Source organism: Arthrobacter sp. AG258 (assembly GCF_004364695.1).
GTDB lineage: Bacteria > Actinomycetota > Actinomycetes > Actinomycetales > Micrococcaceae > Arthrobacter.
This window is the reverse complement of sequence record NZ_SOBI01000005.1, coordinates 324,174-337,801: the sequence shown is the minus strand read 5'-3', so window position 1 is coordinate 337,801 and position 13,628 is coordinate 324,174. Positions and strand designations below refer to the sequence as shown.

Genomic DNA, 13,628 nt, shown 5'->3' with positions numbered 1-13,628 from the left:
TACAGTGGAAACCAGGCTCCTGATTTTCTATTATCGAATCTCCAGTTCTCATATAGAACACATGCGGAGATCATCATCCACAACGAAGTGAGGCATCCCGTGCAGTTCCACCACCACGGATACGTATCCGGCGACCCCCGCGTCCAACCGGCGGCCGGCGTCGGCCTGAACCGCCCCGAGGACCCCCCCGAGGAAGTGGACGTTCTCATCGTGGGCACCGGTCCGGCGGGAATGCTCGCCGCCGCGCAGCTGTCCATGTTCCCCAACGTGAGCACCCGCATCATCGAACGCCGCCCCGGCAGGCTCGCCATCGGCCAGGCGGACGGAATCCAGGCCCGCAGCGTGGAGACCTTCCAGGCGTTCGGGTTCGCGGAGCGCATCATCGCCGAGGCCTACCGGATCACCGAAATGGCCTTCTGGAAGCCGGACCCCGCCAACCACGCCAACATCATCCGCACCGCCCGCGCCGTGGATGACGAAATGGGCATCAGCGAGTTCCCGCACCTGATCGTGAACCAGGCGCGCGTGCTGGACTACTTCGCCGAGTACATGGCCAACGCACCCACCCGGATGAAGCCCGACTACGGTTACGACTTCCAAGGACTGGAGGTCACCGGCGAGGGTGACTACCCGGTCACCGTGCGGCTGGTCCACACCTCCGGCCCCAAGGAGGGACAGGAGCGGGTAGTCCGCGCCAAATACGTCGTGGGCGCCGACGGCGCCCGCAGCAAGGTCCGCCAGGCGATCGGCTGCACGCTCGCCGGGGACCAGGCCAACCACGCCTGGGGAGTCATGGACACCCTCGCCGTCACCGACTTCCCGGACATCCGGACCAAATGCGCCATCCAGGGCGCCGAGGGCAGCATCTTGCTCATCCCGCGCGAAGGAGGCCACCTCTTCCGCATGTACGTGGACCTGGGGGAAGTAGACCCGAACAGCCAGCACTCCATCCGCAACACCACCATCGAGGAGATCATCGCCAAGGCGAACGCCATCCTGCACCCGTACACGCTGGACGTGCGGAACGTTGCGTGGCACAGCGTGTACGAGGTGGGGCACCGCCTCACGGACCGGTTCGACGACGTCCTGCCGGCCGACCGCGGCACGCGAACCCCGCGGGTCTTCATCACCGGCGACGCCTGCCACACCCACAGCGCCAAGGCCGGCCAGGGCATGAACGTCTCCATGCAGGACGGCTTCAACATCGCCTGGAAGCTGGGGCACGTCCTCGAGGGCCGCAGCCCGGAAAGCCTGCTCTCCACCTACTCGGAGGAGCGCCAGGTGGTGGCAAAGAACCTCATCGACTTCGACAAGGAATGGTCCACCATGATGGCCAAGAAGCCGGAGGAGTTCGAGCACCCCTCCGACCTTGAGGACTTCTACGTCCAGACCGCCGAGTTCCCGGCCGGGTTCATGACCCAGTACGCGCCGTCGCTGATTGTTGGCGGCACCGACCACCAAGACCTGGCCACAGGCTTCCCCGTGGGCAAGCGTTTCAAGTCCGCACCTGTGGTCCGCGTGGGGGACACGAACCCCATCCACCTGGGCCACCACGCCACGGCGGACGGACGGTGGCGGATCTACGTTTTCGCCGATCCCGCGCTGCCCGGCACCGGTTCCGCCACGGACTTGCTCGCCGAGTGGTTCGCGAACTCGCCGGAGTCCCCGCTGGCCGCCACGCCCGCCGGCGCCGACCTGGATGCGTGGTTCGACCTGAAGGTCATCTACCAGCAGCCGCACACCGCCGTCGACATCAATGCCGTGCCCGCCGTGTTCAAGCCCCTGGTGGGCCCCTTCAAGCTGACCGATTACGAGAAGGTGTACGCCACGGACCCCAAGGCGGACATCTTCGAGGCGCGCGGCATCGACCGTGCCGGCGCCGTGGTGGTGGTCCGCCCCGACCAGTACGTGGCCAACGTCCTGCCGCTCACCGCAACGGCGGAGCTGGGTGCGTTCTTCGGGCCCTTGCTAAACCGCCCGGCACCCGCGCAGGTACCGCGTCAGGCGGTGGCTGCCGCAGCCCGGTAGTCCGCGGCCGGGTACACGCCGAGGATCCGAACCTCGGTGGTGAAGAAGTCCAGTTCCTCGAGGGCCAGCTTCAGCGGCAGGTCCTCGGGGTGGCCTTCCACGTCGGCCATGAACATGGTGGCCGCGAATTCGTTGCCCACCATGTAGCTCTCGAGCCGTGTCATGTTGACGCCGTTGGTGGCGAAGCCGCCCAGCGCCTTGTACAGCGCGGAGGGGACGTTGCGGACGCGGAACACGAAGCTGGTCACCGCCGGTCCGGGCAGCTCCTCCTTGGCCGGAAGTGCCGTTTCCCGGGCCAGGACCACGAAGCGGGTGGTGTTGGAAGGGTCGTCCTCCACGCGCGAGGCCAGCACCTCGAGGCCGTAGATCTGTGCCGCCAGCGGGGGAGCCAAGGAGAGCTTGCGGGGATCGTTCCACTCGGCAACTTCCCGGGCGGACCCGGCGGTGTCGCCGGCGATGACGGGCTTGAGGCCGTGCTCGCGGATCAGCTTCCGGCACTGGCCCAGGGCGTGGATGTGGCTGTGGACTTCCGTAGCCGCTTCGATGGTGCTGCCGGGGATGCCCAGCAGGTCGAAGTGGATGGGCAGGAAGTATTCGCCCACGATCTGCAGGTTGGACTGCGGCAGCAGGATGTGGATGTCCGCCACGCGGCCGGCGATGGAGTTCTCGATCGGGATCATGGCCAGGTCGGCCTCGCCGGTGGTCACCAGTTCGAACGCGTCCTCGAAGCTGGCGCACGGCACGCTTTCGACGTCGGGAAACATCTGCTGACACGCGATATTGGAGTTGGCGCCGGGCTCACCCTGGTACGCAATCTTGGAGGCCATGATCCGTATGGTTTCACGCCCCGGCGCCAGCTCCCAATTACTGCGGCGTAACGCGCAGCCAGAGGTACTGCCGGGGGAGGAGCGTGACGCCGTCGTGCAGGTGCAGGGCGGCTTCGGAGAGGAGGTCGACGGCGGCAGGTGAGAATCCGCCGAAGGTTTCCCCGGGCAGCGCCTGGGGTGAGTCGCTGAAGTTGGCGAGCGCCAGGATGGTGGCCGGGCCCTCGCCGTCACCGGGCCGCTGGTATGCCAGCACGGAGCGGTTGTTCGTGGCGAAATCCACCAGCGTGGTTCCAGCCAGTTCGGGAGTGCGGGCGCGGACCTCGATCATCCGCCTGAGGCCTGCGTAGATTGCCCCTTCCGGTGTGGCGGGGTCAAGACGGCGGGCGTATTGCTCCGCCGGGAAGTGCGGGCGGTGCACCCAGCGGCTGTCTTCGCCATGGCCCGGTTCGGAGGCGTAGGAATAGTCGTTGAGCTGCCCCACCTCGTCGCCCAGGTACAGCAGCGGCACGCCGCCGGTGCTGAACGGCACCGAGTGGGCCAGGAGGATCCGTTCCACCGCCTCGGCCGGGTCAACCTCCATCCCGCACAGGGACGCCGTCGTGCCGGAAATCCGGCAGTCACCCGTCTTGGGGTTGTCCTGGAAGGGGACGCCGCGGGCAAAGCTGCCAGGGAACCGGTTGACGTAGAAGGAGTTCAGGAAGCGGCGGTGGTCGAAGCCGTTGATGCCCAGTTCGGCGGCGTCCTCGTCGGCGAAGGTCCAGCCGATGTCGTCATGGCTGCGGACATAGTTCACCCAGGCGGTGCCGTCAGGGATGTTGTGCCTGCGTTCCAGGGCCTGGGCCAGGAGCGAGGCGTCCCTGGTGGCCAGGGACTCCCAGATCAGGGCCATCTGCAGCGGGTTGTAGGACAGCTGGCACTCTGCCGGGTCGATGTACAGCGCCACCTCGTCCGGGTGCACGATCGCCTCGGACTTGAACAGCAGCGAGGGCGCCGCCAGCCGGCACACCGCGTTGAAGGCCCGCAGCAGCGTGTGCGCCTGGGGCAGGTTCTCGCACGGGGTGCCCAGCTGCTTCCAGATGAAAGCCACGGCGTCCATGCGCAGGATGTCCACGCCCTGGTTGGCCAGGAACAACATCTCGCCCGCCATGGCCCGGAAGACCTCGGGATTGGAGTAGTTCAGGTCCCACTGGTACGTGTGGAAGGTGGCCCAGACCCAGCGGCCGTCATCCATCCGGATAAAGGACCCCGGGTGGTTCTCGGGGAAGATCTCGCGCACATTCGCCTCGAAGGCGTCAGGCATGGTCCGGTCGGGGAAGATCCAGTAGTAGTCGCTGAACCCGGGGTCACCCGCGGCAGCTTTGCGCGCCCACTCGTGTTCGTCCGAGGTGTGGTTGAAGATGAAGTCCACCACCAGGCTGATTCCGTTGGCCTTCAGTTCGGCCGCGAGGCCGCGCAGTTGCTCCATGGTGCCCAGCTTCGGGTTGACCTGGCGGTAGCTGGACACGGCATAGCCGCCGTCCGAGTGGGGTTCGGGCGCCAGGAAAAGGGGCATGAGGTGCAGGTAGGTGAGGCCCAGCTCCTTGAAATACGGGATGCGGGCGCGGACCCCTTCCAGGCTCTTCGCATAGCGGTCCACGTAGCACACTCCGCCCAGCATGCGGTTGGACTGGAACCAGTCCGGCTCTTGTTCGCGGCCTGCATCCAGGGCCTTCAGTTCCGGGGAGCGCTCCTGCCAGGACCGGGCACTCTGGACCACCAGGGCGGCCAGCTGGTCCAGCCAGTCCCGGCGTGCACCGTAGAGGGAGTGGAACAGGCTGCGGAGGGTGGGAAAGTGCTCGTCGAGCCGCCGGTCAAAGTCCGGGTCCGGGCGCAGTCCAAGCTCCCGTTCCCGGGCCACCGCGGACAGCACCTGCCGGAGCGCTTCTTCGTCCTCGTTGAATTCCTGCATGTGACCGGCCCCTTCCGCAACTCCGCCGGACATCCCGGCCGCGCACCTGTACGGAAGTATTCCACGTCACACGGGGTGGTGCTGCCGTGACGTGGATGTGGATCGTGGGGTGGAGCGGCATGAACCCGGTGCGATGCCAAGCCACTTGAGAACTCTTGGCGCATAGGCCAGTTCAAACTGGCGAGGTTGCCCTGGGCAGCTGCTTTTGTAAGCACGGTTCCAGGCCCCGGCTTAGGCGCGGATGAGTACACATCAGTGGTGCTCCGATAGTCGTCCGGCAGAATCCCGGAAACTTCCATTGTCTAAATGGTCATTTAGCTGTACGGTTCTAGCTAAACGATCATTTAGTTATCGGAGAGCGGAAGCTGATCTTTCGCCCCAGGTGGAGGAGTAGGACTCATGGACTTGAAAACCGGGATGTTGTTCATTAATGGGGAGTGGATCGCCGGCAACAGCAAAATGTCTATCAGTGTTGAAAATCCGGCAACTGGCGAATTGGTGGGGACTGTTGCCGAAGCGGACATTGTCGATGTGGACAAGGCAGTTGCGAGTGCGAGAGCGGCGCTGCTTTCATGGCAGGAGAGCACGGTTGAGGACCGTGCTGCGATCCTTGAAGCGGTTTGCGTAGCCCTCGAAAAGCACTCCGAAGATCTCGCGCGGACCATCACGTCAGAACTTGGTGCGCCGATCCGGCTGTCCGCTTCGCTTCATGCTGCCCTTCCGATCCGGGACATCCGCGCCACGGCTATGGCCCTGCGGGACGTACCTTTCGAAACTGAAATCGGCAACTCCTTGGTGCGGTCCATCCCGGTGGGTGTTGTCGGGGCGATAACTCCGTGGAACTACCCACTTCACCAAGTGGTCAGCAAAGTGGTGCCTGCTATTGCTGCTGGCTGCACCGTCGTGCTCAAACCAAGTGACCTGACACCTTTTACCGCGCTGTCTCTGGCCGAGATTATGTCGGAGGCTGGGCTGCCCGACGGAGTGCTGAACGTGATTACAGGCCGCGGATCTGTCGTCGGCAACGCTTTGGTAGCCCACCCTGGCGTCGATGCCATATCGTTCACGGGATCCGAAGAGGTTGGGCGCATTATCGCCCGTGATGCGGCTGAAAACTTTAAGCGCGTCACTTTGGAGCTGGGCGGAAAGTCCGCCAACGTCATCCTTGATGATGCCGATGTGTCAACGGCAGTCAAGGTTGGAGTTGCTAACTGCTTCCTCAACACTGGCCAGAGCTGCAATGCCTTGACGCGGATGATTGTCCCTATGGACATCCTCGATTCAGTCGAGGAGCTTGCCGCGGCTGCCGCTGCTAAGTACGTTCCTGGCGATCCTCTCGATGGTGGAACAAGGATGGGTCCTGTGGTTAGCGCACGACAGCAGGAACGGATCGTAGCGGCCATTAACGAAGGGATAGCCAGCGGTGCAAAATTGATCTTTGGTGGTCCGGAAGTCCCCGCAGGCCCGGGTTATTACGTTCAGCCAACCATCTTCTCTAATGTCGATGAAGACTCCTCATTGGCTCAGGAAGAGATATTTGGACCGGTTCTGTCGATCATAGGATTCCGCGACGAGGCTGAGGCCATTCGTATAGCCAATAACTCGCGGTTCGGGTTGGGGGGAGCCGTGTGGTCCCGGGACGAGGACCGGGCTCACCGCGTCGCCCGCGCTATCCGGACGGGGCAGGTGGACATCAACGGGGCAGCCTTCAACCCGGCAGCCCCTTTCGGCGGGTTCAAGCACTCCGGATACGGGCGGGAACTCGGGTCCTGGGGAATCTCGGAATTTCTTGAGCACCAATCCATCCAGCGCTAGCCTCGATCCACCTCATCTAGGCCAAAGCCCACACCCCTGTTACTCGCGCCCTCCCTACTGATCGGGAGAGCGCGATGAATTGAGACTCTTATGAATTTCGCGACTGACGTGACGTCGGGGGAACGCGTTGACGACTTGCTGGTTCCCCACTTCCCGGGTCGAAACGTGTCCTTGGTTGCCGCGGCCCGTACTGCTCTCGCAAACGCTGAGATCGAGCACCCTGCCTCCGCGCCGTTCAGTCGGAGCCAACTTCAGGATCTATTCCGGTCCCTCCGGCCGTTAGGTTACCTTGACTCAACAATTCCGGGTACAGCTAATGGAGGGTTGACCCTGTCGGGCTTCGCGTCACTGCTTGATGGCTGCGCCAGCGGCGCTCCCTTCCTGTCAAACCACAGCCCGCAGCGATTCATCGCCGCGGCAGGAACGCAGGAGGCCAAGGACCACTGGCTGCCGGGCCTGCTCTCCGGAGACCTAATCGGCGCCGTTGCTGTCACTGAAGAACAGGGCGGCAGCGACATGAAAAACCTGCGAACCCGGATCACGCGCAGCTCCTCCGGCCTATCGCTCAACGGTCGAAAAGACTGGGTCACCCACGCCATGACTGCCGACCTGGCCGTTGTCCTCGCTGTCGGAGCCGACGACACTCCCTGCCGCGTCTTGGTAGACCTCAACGCCCTTGGCGTTGAGCGCACACCAGCATCAACCCGCGGACTGAAACATCTCACCTTTGGATCCCTGACGTTCAAGAATGTTCCGGTCCAGGCGTGGCAGATCCTCGCAGATGAAGGCGTGGCCGGGGCCAAGGCAGGGTTCGCTGTGGCGCGTTCCCTGGTGGCCGTCCAGAGTGTCTCATTGGGTTTTGAAGCGGTCCGGGAAACGGTCCGCTACCTTCAAGGCCGGACAGCACGTGGTAGCCGCGTCATCGATCTTGACTACACCAAGCACCGTATCGGTGAGCTTACTTCCCGTCTCTACGCAGCCCAGTTGATGGCCTATCAGTCCGTTCTCGCTATCGAGTCGGGCCACCCTTCAGCACCGGCTCTGGCAAGTGGCGCGAAAGCCCACGCGACGGACACGACCGTGGGCGTATGTACCGAGCTGGTGGCCATGTGCGCCGCGAAAGGCTTGAACCCGGCCCACCCTGTGGCCGCGCGCCGTGATGACGCAGAGATGCTCGCAACGGCGGACGGCACAAGTGTCGTGAACACCATCCTGTGGGGATCCCACGTCAAAAAGCAGTTGCTGGCAGGCGCCCTCAGAACCTGAGGGTGCCATGTCAACACCTTTTGCGCTGCCGCGGCACTGGCTCTCACACCGGGCCAATGCCTTTTGGCCGCTACCGCGTGGGCACTGACTGCAGCATGCATCGAAGTCCCATATCACCGCACCACAAATCAAATTTCAAGGAGAACAATGGAGTCATCCTGGATCATCACCGTAATGGTCGTCCTCTATATAGTTGCCCTCGCACTGGTCAGCTTCCTGGTACGGAAAGCCGGTAGAACTTCCGAGGGATTTATCCGAGGCGGCAAGACATTTCCTGCCATCATCATCGGGCTATTCCTCGCCTCCGAGGTCATAGGAACCTCGGCCAGCATCGGCACGGCCCAGGGAGCGTTCAAGGGCGGAATCTCGGCAGCCTGGAATATTGGCGCACTCGGACTCGGCTTTATCTTGTTTGCCATCTTCCTGGCCCGGAAATTCAAAGCACTGGACGAGCTGACGATCTCCGGCGCCCTCGAACGCACCTACGGAGGAAAAGTTCGGCGCGCCACCTCCATCACCATGATCGCTTCGTTGCTGCTCGTGGCCACAGCTGCCTATAAGAGCGGCGGAGCTATGCTGTCAGAACTCTTCCATGTCAGCCCCGAGTGGGCGGTCGTTATCGTCGGCAGCCTCGCTAGCGTCTACGTCGGCATCGGCGGCATGAAGTCCGTGATTTACACGAACATCATCAACATTGTCGTCAAGGTCGTGAGCATCGTCATTGTCGCAGCATTCGCTTATAACGCGGCCGGGGGCGTCGAGGGCATGCGTATCGCCCTTCCAGCCAAAATGCTCTCTTGGGACGGCGTGGGCTGGGCCCAGATCGGCGCTTGGCTCATCGCCGGCGGCGGCGCGATGTTCTCCACCCAGTACGTCATTCAGTCCATCACTGCAGTTGACAGCGAAACCAAAGCCCGGCGGGCAAGTTTCTACACGAGCCTGATCCTCATTCCTTACGGATTCCTCGCGGCCCTGATCGGAGTTTCCGCCGCGGTCGTCCACCCTGACATCAACAGCCTCAACGCGCTGCCAGTCATGGTCCTCGACCTGAACCCCTTCCTGGCCGGACTCGCCGTAACAGGCCTGACTGCTTCGGTTTTCGGGCTGATCTCAGCTCTGACCATCGGCGCCTCAACGTTGCTTCTCAAGGATTTTTACCAGCCGTACTTTAATAAAAAGAACCATGAAGGAAAGTCCATTCGCTTCGCACGGATCGCCACCGTGGTGTGCGGCCTAATCCCCGTGGCCCTAGCGCTCTTTGCTGCCAACGTTCTCGAAGTAACTTTCCTAGCCAAAGCCCTACGGGCCTCGCTTGCCGTGTTCGTCGTTCTGATGTTCTATAAACCCCTGTTCGGGACCAAGCAGGGCGCCATAGTTTCCATATGGTGCTCCCTCATCACAACTATTGGGTGGTACCTCCTCGGAAATCCCTTTGGTGTGGACAACGCGTATATAGCTATCGCAACACCGATTATTGTCATGGCCGTATTCCACATCTTCAGGCTCGGCGACAAGCCGGCCGCCCCGCTGCAGGAGAGCGCCCGCCCGGTTCCTGCCCCGGCGGTCGTAGCCACCGCTGAACGATAGCCTCAGCAGCTATCGGCAGCGGCCTGCGCCAAATCACCGCAACCCACTAGCAGAACGGACACAACCCGCAATGCCACTCGTGACACTGGAAGTACCTGATGAAGGCATTGCCCTCGTCACCCTGAACCGCCCTGAGCGGCTCAACACCATGACTGCAGACATGCTGCAAGAAGCTCGGGACGTGTTCACCACCGTCGCAGCCGATCCATTTATTAAGGTCATGATCCTGACCGGGGCCGGGAGAGGATTCTGCGCCGGCGGTGATCTTGCCGAAGGGCCAGGAGGTGCCGTAACAGGAAATCTCACCGGGGAAGCAGCCGCGGACAAGCTTCGGGAGTTCATGGAAACGTCCATGATCCTGCACAGCATGCCCGCTGTTACTATCGCGGCGGTCAATGGCGCCTGCGCTGGAGCCGGCCTGTCCTGGGCTTGCGCCGCAGACCTTCGTTTCGCCTCCGTGAAGGCCCGCTTCAACACAGCATTCCTGGATGCGGGCCTGTCGGGAGACTTCGGCGGCACCTGGACACTTCCCCGCATCATCGGTGCCGGACGGGCGCGGGAGAAGTACCTGCTGTCTGAACCGTTTGACGCTGCCGAGGCGCTGCGGATCGGCCTTGTCTCAGAGGCCGTTTCCGCCGACGAGTTGATGCCCACCGTCATGGCGAAGGCCAAACGCCTGACCCAAGCGGCCCCGCTTGCCCTGCAGCTGATCAAACAGAACCTGGTAGATGGCGAATATTCGACGTTTTCCGAAGCCCTTCACGTGGAAGCCAAGAGGCACTCGTTCTGCGCGGAAAGCAAAGACGCGGCCGAGGCAGCAACAGCGTTTATGGATAAGCGGCCAGCTGTTTTCAGCGGCCGCTAAGCGCGCTCTCTGGGTGGATGTCCCTGAAATCCCACCAGGTTCAGGGACATCTCGGCGTAGCGTATGGCAACGTCGGCCGGGGTCAAGGGACCCTCGGGCTTATACCAGCTCGCAACCGCCGTACACATGGTTACCACTGCCCTGCTGGCGTCCTTCGGGTAGGGCGTGGTGAATACACCCGAGGCCACCCCGTCAGCCACCGCGGTATCGAACAGGCCCTGAAGTTCATCACGCTGGGCAACGTTGCGCGCACGGTTCTCGGGTTCAAGACTGCGTATTTCACTGTTCACGACGAAGCTCGAGACAACATCCGAAGCATTCCAAAGAACGTGCGACCTGGCGGCATGGTAGAGACGGGCGACTGGATCCGTGCCGGCAACCTCAAGGGCCTCACGAGTGACGGCAATGGACTGACTGAGGAACCAGCTCACGATATCCATCAGCAGATCCTGCTTGGACCGGTAATGGTGGTACAAAGCGCCAGGCGTCCAGCCAACGGCATCAGTGATTTCCTTCACCGATGTGCCGTGATAGCCGTGTTCGTAAAAGCACTGCGCCGCGGCCTTGAACAACAAAGATTGCCCGGGCGAGAGGCCGGGGATACCAGCGGTGTTTTTTGAAGCCTTCACGGTATACCTTGCCTTGTCAGGATCATAAGCCGTCCCGATCCTACCGCCACGACTACTTCGTCGCGGGCACCAGCCGGTACACCTTCCATTATCGTTAACTAAACGCTTATTCAGTAAGTTTGATTTGTCATAAACGCCCCGCGCGCCCCCGCGCTGATCCCGACGTGGTGAGCTGCCAGGGCGGTCCGGGAATGACCCAATATCTAGGTAAAGGCACATGGACGTGAACTTTTCATCCCACACTTCACCCCGCATTCTCCCTTTTGAAAACTTGAAAGTTGCCGACTTCTCGGAAACCATAGCCGGTCAGTTCGCTGCCAGGCTTTTGGCGGACCACGGGGCAGATGTGACGCTGGTGCGACAGAACGGTCCTCGTCCGGAGTCAGGCGCCCGGCAGTCCGGCACAGTTGACGGCCACCCCGCTGAACACGCGCTAATGGACCATCTGAACGCACCCAAGATTCAAGCGACCTGGACGACTGGGGAGCCGTGTCCTTCCGTTGCTGCCGACGCTGACATCATGATCTTCTCGAACGGACAGGCCGCGGCGGACGCGCTGAAGCGCTACCCGGAGTGCATCATTGCTGTTGTCACAGACTTCGCCGACGAAGGCCCCTATCGCAACTGGAGTGCCACCGAAATCGTTCACCAGGCACTATCGGGCTCTATGTACTACAACGGCCGGTCTGGCGAACCGCCACTCTTTGGCGCAGGAGACCGCGCATCGTACGCGGCTGGGCTCTGCCTCTACATCCGCATTGTCGCGACCATCCGCGCGCGGATGGTCGGAATCAGCGATCCGGGTCTGCAGCAGATCGCGGTCCACGAAGCCGCTGCGGCCATGGAGCAGAACTTTTCCACACAGTGGTCATACAGCAAGAGCATCGCTCAACGCGGAGAACTTACCAGACCCAAAGGCCGCGTGAAGTGCAAGGACGGTTGGGTCGTATTTTTCGCCATGCCAAGCAGGCTCGCGGAGCTTTTTACTGCATTTGGCGCCGATGACCTCCTTGAGGATCCAAGGTTTTCCTCCTGGAACTCATTCATTCAGAACCTTTCCTCGGCGCGTGATGCCTTCGAAGAACGTGCAAGCAGTATCAGTCAGGAACAGTTACTCACCGCAGCGCTCAAGCATAAGCTGGTGCTCTCACCAGTACGGAGTCTCGGAGACCTCTTCCAGGACCAACAACTTGCTGAAAGGGACTTTTGGACAAACAGCCCTGTCTCCGCGCGCTCGGATGTTCTCCTTGGCCCGATGTGGCGCCCGTTCTACTACCGCCCCGGTGCGAAAGCCGGAAAAACCCACACCGAGGAGCACGACGCCAGCGCATCCTTTTGGGATTTCCTCAAGGACGCGGCCAGGTCTGACGCCGACCCGGCGCACCTTGAGCAGAACAGCCGCCCGCTTGACGGGCTGAGAATTGCCGATTTCACAACCGCATGGTCAGGTCCGCTGGCAACACGGATCCTCGCCTCCCTTGGCGCGACAGTGATCAAAGTCGAAAGCCGCACGCACATGGACGCCTGGCGCGGACCCCAAGTCCACGCGACCCATCCGGAGTCGTACCCCGGCGGCGAACCTGGCTTGTCACCGTATAACCGCAACGCATGGTTCAACACTCAGAATGTCGACAAACAGTCTGTCGCCCTGGACCTGAAGAACCCGACTGAGCGGGACTCCGCGCTCACCTTGGCCGCATCGTGCGACATCGTGCTGGGCAATTTTAGCCCCGGAACCATGGCACGCCTGGGGCTGGGCTTCGACCAACTCAGAACAGCAAACCCGGACATTGTCATGACGGAGATGTCCGGGTACGGAGACACCGGATTCCTGCGGGAACACCGCGCCTACGGACAAACGATGGAAGCGATGGCCGGGATCACCTCGTTGATCGGATATGAGGACGGCGAACCCCTTGGTTCGGGATCGGCATACCTGGACCCCATGGGTGGCTTGGCTGGAGCCGCCGCTGCCCTGACCGCACTCATCGCCCGTGACCGGACAGGCGCCGCCCAGTACACCGAGGTCCCCCAGAGAGAAGCGGCGATGCACTGGATCGGAGAGCTGATTCTCGACAGCAGGATCACGGGTCACGTTTCTGGACCCAGCGGCAACGCCGTGAAGTCTGCCTTCCCCCAAGACGCCTTCGCCTGCGCAGGTGACGACGAGTGGCTGGCCCTAAGCGTGGAAACGGCAGAACAATGGCAAGCACTCTGCAGTTCCTTCGGCTGGCACGACCTGCTCGCTGACAACGAGCTGCTTACGGTTGAAGGCCGCCGCCGGCATTCGGAGATCATCATGCACCGCCTGCGGACCCGCTCAGAACTCGAAAACAAGTCAGAACTCGCGCACGCGCTCCAAACAGCAGGCGTTCCGGCTGCCCCTGTGCAGAACGGAAAAGATCTCTACTTCGACCCCCAGCTCCGGCACCGAGGATGGTTTACCGCCCTGACGCATCCGGAAGCAGGAACCCACGACTACCCCGGCCTGCCGTTCTCAGGCCAGGGGTCCCTCTACAAACCAAAGTCACCCGCGCCCACCCTTGGCCAACACACCGAACAAGCACTCGAACAACCCGGCACGGAGTCTGTGCGCTCCCAGAAGTCGGCGGGCGTGAACGAAGACCGAAGCGTTGCCGAACAATACCAACTACGCGCCTAAC

General features: G+C 62.2%; 9 protein-coding genes. 6 read left to right on the top strand and 3 right to left on the bottom strand.

What is annotated here, in order from left to right; translation table 11 throughout:
* Window positions 1-99: 99 nt before the first annotated feature.
* Complete coding sequence (locus DFO47_RS13040) at window positions 100-2,028, top strand: FAD-binding monooxygenase (RefSeq protein ID WP_133831976.1); 1,929 nt, start codon at window positions 100-102, stop codon at window positions 2,026-2,028.
* Here DFO47_RS13040 and DFO47_RS13035 read toward each other — a convergent pair.
* Together DFO47_RS13035 and DFO47_RS13030 are read right to left on the bottom strand one after the other, a co-directional pair.
* Complete coding sequence (locus DFO47_RS13035; protein ID WP_133831905.1) at window positions 2,001-2,855, bottom strand: prephenate dehydratase; 855 nt, start codon at window positions 2,853-2,855, stop codon at window positions 2,001-2,003. The genes DFO47_RS13040 and DFO47_RS13035 overlap by 28 nt on opposite strands.
* Before the next feature lie 37 nt (window positions 2,856-2,892).
* On the bottom strand, window positions 2,893-4,803 hold the full coding sequence (locus DFO47_RS13030; RefSeq protein ID WP_133831904.1) for an alpha-amylase family glycosyl hydrolase: 1,911 nt from the start codon (window positions 4,801-4,803) through the stop codon (window positions 2,893-2,895).
* Window positions 4,804-5,202: 399 nt separating this feature from the next.
* Here DFO47_RS13030 and DFO47_RS13025 point away from each other — a divergent pair, with 399 nt between their 5' ends.
* The 4 genes from DFO47_RS13025 to DFO47_RS13010 all read left to right on the top strand — a co-directional run bounded on the left by DFO47_RS13025 (window position 5,203) and on the right by DFO47_RS13010 (window position 10,336).
* The gene (locus tag DFO47_RS13025) at window positions 5,203-6,618 is read left to right on the top strand and encodes an aldehyde dehydrogenase family protein (protein WP_133831903.1); all 1,416 of its coding nucleotides are present in this window, start codon (window positions 5,203-5,205) and stop codon (window positions 6,616-6,618) included.
* Window positions 6,619-6,942: 324 nt separating this feature from the next.
* The gene (locus tag DFO47_RS13020; RefSeq protein ID WP_243835472.1) at window positions 6,943-7,884 is read left to right on the top strand and encodes an acyl-CoA dehydrogenase; all 942 of its coding nucleotides are present in this window, start codon (window positions 6,943-6,945) and stop codon (window positions 7,882-7,884) included.
* 147 nt (window positions 7,885-8,031) lie between these two features.
* Entirely contained in the window at window positions 8,032-9,471 is a 1,440-nt protein-coding gene (locus DFO47_RS13015) for a sodium:solute symporter family protein (RefSeq protein WP_133831901.1), read from the top strand.
* Between the two features lie 70 nt (window positions 9,472-9,541).
* Window positions 9,542-10,336, top strand: coding sequence for an enoyl-CoA hydratase-related protein (locus tag DFO47_RS13010; protein WP_133831900.1), 795 nt, complete (start codon window positions 9,542-9,544; stop codon window positions 10,334-10,336).
* Here DFO47_RS13010 and DFO47_RS13005 read toward each other — a convergent pair.
* A complete protein-coding gene (locus tag DFO47_RS13005) occupies window positions 10,333-10,965 on the bottom strand; it encodes a TetR/AcrR family transcriptional regulator (protein WP_166651716.1) in 633 nt (210 codons plus the stop codon). The genes DFO47_RS13010 and DFO47_RS13005 overlap by 4 nt on opposite strands.
* A 217-nt stretch (window positions 10,966-11,182) precedes the next feature.
* On the opposite strand from DFO47_RS13005, the gene DFO47_RS13000 reads away from it, so the two are divergent.
* Window positions 11,183-13,627 carry a CoA transferase gene (locus DFO47_RS13000; RefSeq protein ID WP_133831898.1) on the top strand — a complete coding sequence of 815 codons (2,445 nt, stop codon included), beginning with the start codon at window positions 11,183-11,185 and terminating at the stop codon, window positions 13,625-13,627.
* Window position 13,628: the final 1 nt, after the last annotated feature.

Coding starts and splice junctions, on each gene's coding strand:
- DFO47_RS13035 (WP_133831905.1), bottom strand. CDS start 2,855: ATGGCCTCCAAGATTGCGTACCAGGGTGAGCCCGGCGCCAACTCCAAT.
- DFO47_RS13030 (WP_133831904.1), bottom strand. CDS start 4,803: ATGCAGGAATTCAACGAGGACGAAGAAGCGCTCCGGCAGGTGCTGTCC.
- DFO47_RS13025 (WP_133831903.1), top strand. CDS start 5,203: ATGGACTTGAAAACCGGGATGTTGTTCATTAATGGGGAGTGGATCGCC.
- DFO47_RS13015 (WP_133831901.1), top strand. CDS start 8,032: ATGGAGTCATCCTGGATCATCACCGTAATGGTCGTCCTCTATATAGTT.
- DFO47_RS13010 (WP_133831900.1), top strand. CDS start 9,542: ATGCCACTCGTGACACTGGAAGTACCTGATGAAGGCATTGCCCTCGTC.
- DFO47_RS13000 (WP_133831898.1), top strand. CDS start 11,183: ATGGACGTGAACTTTTCATCCCACACTTCACCCCGCATTCTCCCTTTT.